Raw genomic sequence first — 1,514 nt, 5'->3', positions numbered from 1 at the left:
CAAACTTTAGAAGAAGTTCTAAAAAGACTTAGATGTGGACAAGAAACTATTATTTTTGATACTAATCCTGATCATCCAGAACATTATTTTAAAACCGATTATATTGATAATACAGCAACTTTTAAAACATATAATTTTACAACTTATGATAATGTACTTCTTAGTAAAGGATTTATTGAAACTCAAGAGAAACTTTATAAAGATATACCAACATATAAGGCAAGAGTTTTGCTAGGAGAATGGATAGCAAGCACAGATTCAATTTTTACACAAATTAATGTTACTCAAGATTATGTATTTAGCAGCCCTATAGCATATTTAGACCCAGCTTTTAGTGTTGGTGGTGATAATACTGCTTTATGTGTTATGGAAAGAGTTGATGATAAGTATTATGCTTTTGTATTTCAAGAACAACGACCAGCAAATGACCCTTATATTATGAATATGGTAAAGACTGTATTAGAAAATTTCAATGTAAATACACTCTACTTAGAAGATAGAGATAATACTAAAGGTTCAGGTGCATTGACCCGTGAATATATGACTCTTAGAAACAATATGAGCCATTATTTTAGAATTGTTCCGGTTAAACCAAAGTCCAATAAGTTTAGTAGAATAACATCATTAATCACACCGTTTACTTACAAGAAACTTTACATTGCAAAATACAGCAGTTCTTCTGTATTTAATGATATTTACTCTTATAAAGGTGATAACAAAACCCATGATGATGCATTGGACGCAATAGCTGCTACATATTTAATCCTATCTTTAGGATATAAAGAGAGAAGTGTCCATTTTGGCAATCAAAAATTTTTGTAAATTTAATTGACAAAAATATTAGTTTTTGCTATTATACATATAATTTAATTAAGAAAATTAAGAATAAGAAATAAAAAAGTGTGTAATTTAAGAAAAACAAAACTAGTAGATAAAATAAGTTCACAAGAACTATATAGATACTCAATATTTTTTAGAAATTATATAGAAAATGTAGCAGAAGACTGCCTCAAGAACGGACTTGTTCTTGAGAGTACTGGTCACAATGTTAGTGAGACAGAACTTTCTAGATTAAAGGTACAGCTTAAAAATGCGCTATTTAATTGTATTATAAGCTACCGTTTTCATGGAATTGGATATGTTTTAGTAAAAACTAAAGATACACTACTAGACCTTGAAGAACCGGTTAATATAGAGTTACCTATTGGATTTGAATACCTTGATCATGAATCTGTAAGAGATTTAGGAATTAATTTTGATTATATAACTTATAAAGTAAAAGCTAATAATACTGGCAATTCTTTGGATGCAGTTAAAATACATAAAAGTCGACTCATAATATATGAAAATTTCGATTATATCTTAAAAAGATATGTTCCGTGTTATACGGAAAGTTTTTTGTTAGATATTTATTTGTTTGAAAAGATATATGTTGAAATAGAAAAACGCATTGATAACCACAATTTCTTATTTTATAAAGATGAATCTTTGGTGCAACTACAAGATGCACTCTC

Annotated in this window: 2 protein-coding genes; both read left to right on the top strand. The window is 28.1% G+C overall.

The window, feature by feature from the left end; translation table 11 throughout:
* Nucleotides 1–822 (top strand): PBSX family phage terminase large subunit (locus tag HNP68_RS06795; RefSeq protein ID WP_183221710.1); only part of this gene is annotated, 822 nt, incomplete at its 5' end.
* A 78-nt stretch (nucleotides 823–900) separates the two neighbouring features.
* Nucleotides 901–1,514: anti-CBASS protein Acb1 family protein (locus HNP68_RS06790; protein WP_183221708.1), on the top strand; the 614-nt coding region annotated here is incomplete at its 3' end.

The sequence above is a fragment of the Borreliella yangtzensis genome, assembly GCF_014201775.1.
In the GTDB taxonomy this organism is placed as follows: domain Bacteria; phylum Spirochaetota; class Spirochaetia; order Borreliales; family Borreliaceae; genus Borreliella; species Borreliella yangtzensis.
The sequence above is the reverse complement of the archived record's forward strand: the minus strand, read 5'-3'. Positions and strand labels throughout refer to the sequence as shown.